General features: G+C 70.9%; 8 protein-coding genes. All 8 read left to right on the top strand.

From position 1 onward, the window contains the following. On the top strand, nt 1-609 hold a 609-nt coding region (locus ACH4KB_RS07700), incomplete at its 5' end, for a biotin/lipoyl-containing protein (protein ID WP_398064622.1). Nucleotides 610-884: 275 nt separating this feature from the next. Further along, nucleotides 885-1214, top strand: coding sequence for a TcmI family type II polyketide cyclase (locus ACH4KB_RS07695; RefSeq protein WP_398064620.1), 330 nt, complete (start codon nt 885-887; stop codon nt 1212-1214). After that, entirely contained in the window at nt 1211-2482 is a 1272-nt protein-coding gene (locus ACH4KB_RS07690) for a beta-ketoacyl-[acyl-carrier-protein] synthase family protein (protein ID WP_398064618.1), read from the top strand. The genes ACH4KB_RS07695 and ACH4KB_RS07690 overlap by 4 nt, the downstream gene beginning before the upstream one ends. Continuing rightward, nucleotides 2479-3714 (top strand): ketosynthase chain-length factor, encoded by a 1236-nt coding sequence (locus ACH4KB_RS07685; RefSeq protein WP_398064616.1) that lies wholly within the window; start codon nt 2479-2481, stop codon nt 3712-3714. Before ACH4KB_RS07690 ends, ACH4KB_RS07685 begins: the two co-directional genes overlap by 4 nt. Nucleotides 3715-3877: 163 nt before the next feature. Beyond that, a complete protein-coding gene (locus tag ACH4KB_RS07680) occupies nt 3878-4153 on the top strand; it encodes an acyl carrier protein (RefSeq protein WP_326703848.1) in 276 nt (91 codons plus the stop codon). 57 nt (nt 4154-4210) lie between these two features. After that, nucleotides 4211-4996 carry a 3-oxoacyl-ACP reductase FabG gene (gene fabG, locus ACH4KB_RS07675; protein ID WP_398064613.1) on the top strand — a complete coding sequence of 262 codons (786 nt, stop codon included), beginning with the start codon at nt 4211-4213 and terminating at the stop codon, nt 4994-4996. 22 nt (nt 4997-5018) lie between these two features. Next, nucleotides 5019-5957: an aromatase/cyclase gene (locus ACH4KB_RS07670; RefSeq protein ID WP_361883432.1), complete on the top strand. Its 939-nt coding sequence runs from the start codon at nt 5019-5021 to the stop codon at nt 5955-5957. After that, on the top strand, nt 5957-7414 hold the full coding sequence (locus ACH4KB_RS07665) for an FAD-dependent monooxygenase (RefSeq protein WP_398064611.1): 1458 nt from the start codon (nt 5957-5959) through the stop codon (nt 7412-7414). The genes ACH4KB_RS07670 and ACH4KB_RS07665 overlap by 1 nt, the downstream gene beginning before the upstream one ends. Nucleotides 7415-7528 lie beyond the last annotated feature (114 nt).

Raw genomic sequence — 7528 nt, 5'->3', positions numbered from 1 at the left:
CTCGCCAAGCTCATCGTGACCGGCGCGACCCGCCGGCAGGCGCTCCAGCGCGCCGCCCGCGCGCTCGCCGAGTTCACCGTCGAGGGCATGGCCACCGCCATCCCCTTCCACCGTGCCGTCGTCGCCGACCCCGCCTTCACCGCGGACCCGTTCACCGTCCACACCCGGTGGATCGAGACCGAGTTCGTCAACGACATCAAGCCCTTCGCCGCACCCGCCGACGCGGACACGGACGACGAGGCCGGCCGGGAGACCGTCGTCGTCGAGGTCGGCGGCAAGCGCCTGGAGGTCTCGCTCCCCTCCTCACTGGGCATGAGCCTGGCCCGCACCGGCCTCGCCGCCGGCGCCAAGCCGAAACGGCGCGCGGCCAGGAACTCCGGCCCCGCAGCCTCCGGTGACACCCTCGCCTCACCCATGCAGGGCACCGTGGTGAAGGTCGCCGTCGAGGAGGGCCAGGAAGTCGCCGTGGGCGAGCTGATCGTGGTCCTGGAGGCGATGAAGATGGAACAGCCGATCAACGCCCACCGCGCGGGAACCGTGAAGGGGCTGGAGACGGAGGTCGGTGGCTCGCTGGCCTCCGGCGCGGTCATCTGCGAGATCAAGGACTGACGTTCCGGGAGCCTTCCCGCGCGCCGACCCCACCCGCACACGGCCCCCCGCGCCGACCCCACCCGCACACGGCTCCCGCACGCTGACATAGCCGCGCACCGACCTCACCCGCGCTGACATCACCGCGCACAGATCTGATGGGCTCTGACATTCATCTGACCTGAACTCCCTTGAGGTGCAGTGCTCTTTAGGGAACTCTGGAATTCGCGTTCGCCGGGTTGCTGCGCGTGAGGTTGATGAGAAGCCCTTTCCGATGTACGCGGAGGAGACGAAGTATGCACAGTACGTTGATCGTGGCCCGGATGGATTCCGAATCCAGCATCGACGTTTCGAAACTGTTCGCTGATTTCGACGGCTCCGAGATGCCTCACCGCATGGGCACCCGACGTCGCCAGTTGTTCGCCTACCGCGGCCTCTACTTCCACCTGCAGGACTTCGACTCCGACAACGGGGGAGAGCTGATCGAGCAGGCCAAGACGGACCCCCGCTTCGTGCGGATCAGCGACGACCTGAAGCCGTTCATCCAGGCCTACGACCCGGCGACGTGGCGTTCCCCCGCCGATGCGATGGCGACCCGCTTCTACAACTGGGAGGCGTCCGCGTGACGGGCCGGCGAGTCGTCATCACCGGCATCGAGGTCCTGGCACCCGGTGGCATCGGCGTCAAGGACTTCTGGAGCCTGCTCAACGAGGGCCGCACCGCGACCCGCGGCATCACGTTCTTCGACCCCTCTCCGTTCCGCTCCCGCGTTGCCGCCGAGATCGACTTCGACCCCGAGGAGCACGGGCTGAGCCCGCAGGAGGCTCGCCGCATGGACCGGGCCGCGCAGTTCGCGGTGGTCGCGGCCCGGGGTGCGGTCGCCGACAGCGGCATCGAACTGGGGCAGCTGGACCCGTACCGCGTCGGCGTCACCGTCGGCAGCGCCGTGGGCGCCACGATGGGTCTGGACGAGGAGTACCGGGTCGTCAGCGACGGGGGGCGGCTGGACCTGGTCGACCACACCTACGCCGTGCCGCACCTCTACGACTACCTGGTGCCGAGTTCGTTCGCCACAGAGGTGGCGTGGGCGGTGGGCGCCCAGGGCCCGAGCACGGTGATCTCCACCGGCTGCACCTCGGGCATCGACTCGGTCGGTTACGCGGTGGAGCTGATCCGCGAGGGCGCGGTGGACGTGATGGTCGCGGGCTCCTCCGACGCCCCGATCTCACCGATCACGATGGCCTGCTTCGACGCGATCAAGGCCACCACACCCCGCCACGACGAACCCGAGCGCGCCTCCAGGCCCTTCGACGGGACGCGTAACGGATTCGTGCTCGGCGAGGGGGCCGCGGTGTTCGTCCTGGAGGAGCTGGAGGCCGCGAAGAAGCGCGGTGCCCACGTCTACGCCGAGATCGCCGGCTACGCCACGCGCAGCAACGCCTACCACATGACCGGCCTCAGGCCCGACGGTACGGAGATGGCCGAGGCGATCCGGGTGGCGCTCGACGAGGCGCGGATGAACCCGCAGGAGATCGACTACATCAACGCCCACGGTTCCGGCACCAAGCAGAACGACCGGCACGAGACCGCCGCCTTCAAACGGAGCCTCGGGGAGCACGCCTACCGCACCCCGGTCAGCTCGATCAAATCGATGGTCGGACACTCGCTGGGCGCGATCGGCTCCATCGAGATCGCCGCGTCCGCTCTGGCGATGGAGAACAACGTGGTACCCCCCACGGCCAACCTGCACACGGCGGATCCGGAGTGCGACCTCGACTACGTGCCGCTGACCGCCCGCGAACAGATAACCGACGCGGTGCTCACCGTCGGCAGCGGGTTCGGCGGTTTCCAGAGTGCCATGGTGCTGGCCAGGCCCGAGAGGAGCACGGCATGAGCGTGTCCGCGGTGGTGACCGGACTCGGCGTCCTGTCGCCGAACGGGCTCGGCGTCCAGGACTTCTGGGCGGCGACCCGTGGAGGCAAGGGCGGCATCGGCCGGATCACCAGATTCGACGCGTCCTCCTACCCAGCACGGCTGGCCGGCGAGATCCCGGGCTTCACGGCCGAGGACCACCTGCCGAGCCGGCTGCTGCCGCAGACCGACCGGATGACCCGGCTGGCGCTGGTCGCCGCGGACTGGGCACTGGAGGACGCGGGCGTGACGACTGCGGAACTGCCCGAGTTCGACATGGGCGTGGTCACGGCCAGTCATTCCGGCGGATTCGAGTTCGGCCAGAACGAGCTGCGGAAGCTGTGGAGTCTGGGCAGCCAGCACGTCAGCGCGTATCAGTCGTTCGCCTGGTTCTACGCCGTCAACAGCGGCCAGATATCCATCCGCAACAACATGAAGGGCCCCAGCGGCGTCGTCGTCAGCGATCAGGCCGGGGGCCTGGACGCGGTCGCACAGGCGCGCCGGCAGATCCGCAAAGGCACCAAGCTGATCGTCTCCGGCGCGGTGGACGCGTCCCTCTGCCCCTGGGGGTGGGTGGCCCAGCTGGCGGGCGGCAGGCTGAGCACCAGCGACGAGCCGACGCGCGCCTACCGGCCGTTCGACGTCGACGCGGGCGGCCACGTTCCCGGCGAGGGCGGCGCGATCCTCATCGTGGAGGACGCCGACGCGGCACGCCGGCGCGGTGCCAGAATCTACGGAGAGATCGCGGGGTACGGCGCGACCATCGATCCCCGGCCGGGCAGCGGAGGCGAGCCAGGACTGCGCCGGGCTCTGGAAACCGCTCTCGCGGACGCGGGCGTGCGGCCCGAGGAGATCGACGTGGTCTTCGCCGACGCGGCGGCGGTGCCCGAGCTCGACCGTGCGGAGGCGCAGGCACTCACCGCCGTCTTCGGACCGCGTGGGGTTCCCGTCACCGCGCCCAAGACGATGACCGGCCGCCTGTACTCCGGCGCCGCCCCGCTGGACCTGGCCGCGGCGTTCCTCGCCTTTGCCGACGGCGTCATCCCGCCCACGGTCAACACCGACCCGTTGCCCGAGTACGGCCTCGATCTCGTCCTCGGAACCCCACGTCCCGCCGCGCTCCGCACCGCCGTCGTGCTGGCCCGCGGCCAGGGCGGCTTCAACTCGGCCATGGTGGTCCGGGCCGCCGACCAGGGCGTGTCCGGCGGAGTTTGACCGGGTCCACGACGGCCCTGGTCCGCCGGACACGCCCGGGGCCCTGTCGTCGAACTGCGGCCTGCCGGGCGACGCCTGGCCCCAGGGCCGCGTGAGCGGTCCGGCCGACTCTCTGCCGGGGTTCCGCGCACACCTCATCCAGCACACGAAGGGAAGACCGCACGTGACCGCAACGACGGAATTCAGCCTGGACGACCTGAAGCGGATTCTGCGCGAGGGCGCAGGCGCCGACGAGGGCGTGGACCTCGACGGCGACATCCTCGACACCGGCTTCGAGGAGCTCGGCTACGAGTCGCTGGCCCTGCTGGAGACGGCCGGCCGGATCGAGCGCGAGTTCGGCGTCACCCTCGATGACGACGTCCTGACCGACGCGCAGACGCCGCGCACGCTGCTTGCCGCCGTCAACGCCACGATCGGCTCCGTGGGGACCGTGGCCTGACGGAGCCGGCCCGCTCAGCCCCGACCACCGCACCCCCATCACCCACCGGAGAAGAAGATGCCGGAGCAGATCAAGAAGGTCGCCCTCGTCACCGGAGCCACCAGTGGCATCGGTCTCGCCGTGGCTCGGCTCCTCGGCGAGCAGGGACACCAGGTTTTCATCGGAGCCCGTAACGCCGAGAACGTCAGATCCACCGTCAAGCAACTGGCCGAGGAGGGCGTCGACATCGACGGCGCCGCCGTGGACGTCAGTGACGGCCCCGCCGTGACGGCGTTCGTGCAGGCTGCCGTCGACCGCTTCGGCACCGTCGACGTACTGGTGAACAACGCGGGCCGCAGCGGCGGCGGGGTGACCGCCGACATCGCCGACGAACTGTGGGACGACGTCATCGCCACCAACCTCACCAGTGTCTTCCGGGTGACCCGCGAGGTCCTGAACACCGGAGGCATGCGCCATAAGCAGCGCGGTCGCATCATCAACATCGCGTCCACCGCCGGCAAGCAGGGCGTCGTGCTCGGTGCCCCGTACTCCGCCTCCAAGCACGGTGTCGTCGGCTTCACCAAGGCCCTCGGCAACGAACTGGCGCCCACCGGTATCACGGTCAACGCGGTCTGCCCCGGTTACGTCGAGACGCCGATGGCCCAGCGCGTCCGCCAGGGCTACGCGGCCGCCTACGACTCGACCGAGGAGGCGATCCTCGAGAAGTTCCAGGCGAAGATCCCGCTCGGCCGCTACTCCACACCCGAGGAGGTGGCCGGCCTGGTCGGCTACCTGGCCTCCGACACCGCGGCCTCCATCACCTCGCAGGCGCTGAACGTCTGCGGCGGCCTGGGCAACTTCTGAGACCGACGGAGGAAACGACATCATGACGACCCGCCAGGTCGAGCACGAGATCGCCATCGAGGCTCCCGCCGACGCCGTCTACCGGCTGATCGCCGAGGTCGACAACTGGCCTCGGATCTTCCCTCCCACCATCTACGTGGACCATCTGGAGCGGGGCGACGGCGAGGAGCGCATCCGCATCTGGGCGACCGCCAACGGCCAGGCCAAGAACTGGACCTCGCGCCGCACCCTGGACCCGCGGGAGCGGCGGATCGAGTTCCGGCAGGAGGTCTCGGCCCCGCCGGTCGCCGCCATGGGCGGCACCTGGATCATCGAGTCGCTCTCCGGCACCCGGTCGCGGGTGAGGCTGCTCCACGACTACCGGGCCGTCGACGACGACCCGGAGGGTCTGCGGTGGATCGACGAGGCCGTCGACCGCAACAGCCGCTCCGAGCTGGAGGCGCTGAGGACCAACGTCGAACTGGCGCACGCGGCCGAGGAACTGACCTTCTCCTTCGAGGACACGGTGCAGGTCGCCGGCTCGGTCAAGGACGCCTACGACTTCGTCAACGAGGCGGACCTGTGGGCGGAGCGGCTGCCGCACGTCGCCTCCGTCCGGTTCAGCGAGGACACCCCCGGGCTGCAGAGCCTGGAGATGGACACCCGGGCCAAGGACGGCTCGACGCACACCACCAAGTCGTACCGGGTGACCTTCCCGCACCACCGGATCGCCTACAAGCAGGTCACCCTGCCGGCGCTGATGACCCTGCACACCGGCTACTGGACGTTCGAGGAGAACGAGGAGGGAGCGGCCGTGTCCTCGCAGCACACCGTGACCCTCAACACGGACAACATCGCCCGGATCCTCGGCCCGGACGCGACGGTCGCGGACGCCCGGGAGTACGTGCGGAACGCGCTGAGCACCAACAGCCGGGCCACCCTCGGACACGCCAAGGACCACGCCGAGAGCCGACGGCGCTGATGGCGGCCGCACGCGCCGTGGACACCGACGTGCTCGTCGTCGGTGCGGGACCCGTCGGGCTGATGCTCGCCGGAGAACTGCGCCGCGGCGGTGCGGAGACCGTCGTGGTGGACCGCGGGGAAGGGCCCACCACCGAGTCGCGGGCCTCCACCCTGCACGCCCGCACCATGGAGATTTTCGACAGCCGCGGTCTGCTCGACGCGCTGGGCGACCCGCCGAACGAGCCCCGCGGGCACTTCGGCGGGATACCGCTCGACCTGACCCTGCCCGGCCCCTGGCCCGGACAGTGGAAGGTGCCGCAGACCCGCACCGAGGAACTCCTCACGGAATGGGCCTCCGGACTGGGCGCGGACCTGCGCCGCCGGCACGAGCTGCGGGCGGTGCGGGTAGGCGCGGACGCCGTCGAGGCGGTCGTCGCCGGCCCCGGAGGGGACCCGTTGCGCGTCCGGGCGCGGTACGCCGTCGGCTGCGACGGTGAGGACAGCACACTGCGCCGGCTCACGGGGGCCGAGTTTCCCGGCCGTGCCCCGGTGCGCGAGCTGCTGCGCGCCGACGTCGCCGGGATCGAGGTGCCCGACCGGCGCTTCCAGCGGCTGCCGGGCGGCCTGGCCGTCGCGGCGCGCCGGTCCGACGGGGTCACCCGGGTCATGGTGCACGCGTTCGGCGCGGTGGCCGGGCACCGCGACGGCGACGTGGACTTCACCGAAGTGGCCCAGGCGTGGAAGCAGGTCACCGGCGAGGACATCAGCGCCGGAGCCCCGCTGTGGGTGAACTCCTTCGGCGACGCGCACGGGCAACTCGTCCGCTACCGCGAGGGCCGGGTGCTGTTCGCCGGCGACGCGGCCCACCGGCAGATGCCCATCGGCGGCCAGGCGCTCAACCTCGGGCTCCAGGACGCCGTCAACCTCGGCTGGAAACTCGCGGCCCAGGTGCGCGGCGGTGCTCCCGAGGGCCTGCTCGACTCCTACCACACCGAACGGCACGCGGTCGGCCGCCGGGTCCTCGGCAATATCCGGGCCCAGGCCCAGCTCCTGCTGGGCGGCCCCGGGATCGAGCCGCTCCGGGCCCTGCTGCACGAACTGATCCGCGACCGGCCCGAGGTGCGCGAACACCTGGCGGGGATGATCTCCGGGCTCGACATCCGCTACGGCGACCACCGCCGCCTCCCTCACACCGGGCTGCTGACGCCCGAAGGCACGTCGAGCACCACCGCGCTCCTGCGCACCGGGGGCCGCGGACTGCTGCTCGACCTGGCCGACGATCCCGGGCTGCGCGCCGGGGCCGCGCCCTGGGCGGACCGCGTCGTCACCGTCACCGCCCGCCCCGGCGGCCCTCACGGCCCGCTGGGCGACGCCGGCGGCGTTCTCGTACGTCCTGACGGCTATGTCGCGTGGACGGGCGACGGGGCCGCGGAGGCCGCGGACGCGCTCCGCGCCTGGTTCGGCGAAGCTCGCTGAAATGCTCTGACCGGAATTGACGTCGTTCTGACCTGAGCCACCTTGAAGCCGGTCCGGCGGCTCAGGATGATGGGTGCTGGATTCCGCTAGAAACACCGGCGGAGAAATCCTGGA

This window comes from Streptomyces sp. NPDC017520, assembly GCF_044329855.1.
In the GTDB taxonomy this organism is placed as follows: domain Bacteria; phylum Actinomycetota; class Actinomycetes; order Streptomycetales; family Streptomycetaceae; genus Streptomyces.
This window is presented reverse-complemented; position numbering and strand designations above follow the sequence as displayed.